This is a genomic window from Psychrobacter sp. 1U2, from assembly GCF_051847575.1.
On the sequence record NZ_JBPYDC010001221.1, the window covers coordinates 1 to 662 of the forward strand.

Annotated in this window: 1 protein-coding gene; it reads right to left on the reverse strand. The window is 45.0% G+C overall.

Annotated features, from left to right (window positions below; genetic code table 11):
- Positions 1-116: 116 nt before the first annotated feature.
- Positions 117-662: amidohydrolase family protein (locus ACS8FD_RS21310; RefSeq protein ID WP_439277338.1), on the reverse strand; the 546-nt coding region annotated here is incomplete at its 5' end.

The following is a 662-nucleotide window of genomic DNA, read 5'->3' on the forward strand; positions in this document are numbered from 1 at the left end:
AAAGTTTATCTACTGTATTAAATTTTGGTTAACTTCTATCGATAGACAATAAGAAAGCCCCAATCATTCAATGGTTGGGGCTTTCTTTAGTTATGCTAAGTGTCTATATGAATTCGCTATACTGTCTCGCGCCATTTGCCTTGTACCATGATACCTGCAATAGGGTTCAATCCTATTTGATACGCAAGGTCAGCGGGGCGGGCGATGTCCCATAATGCCAAATCAGCATCACAGCCTACTTCTATTTTACCTTTTTTGGCGAGACCTAACGCTTGCGCTGCATGTACGGTCGCCCCTGCCAACACTTCTTCAGTAGTGAGATAAAATAGGGTACAGCCCATGTTCATCGCCAATAACAGCGAGGTTAATGGGGAAGTACCAGGATTGCAATCGGTTGAAATGGCCATCGGCACCTGATGTTTACGCAAGGCTTCAATCGGTGGCAACTTGGTATCACGCAAGGTATAAAAAGCACCTGGCAATAGCACCGCTACCGTGTTGCTTGCGGCCATTTTTTTAATATCGTCTTCTGCTAAGTGCTCAAGATGGTCGCTTGATAATCCTTGGTATTCTGCTACCAAAGCACTAGCACCTATGTTTGAGAGCTGCTCGGAATGCAACTTCACTGGTAAGTCTAATGAACGAGCGACTTCAAAGACGCG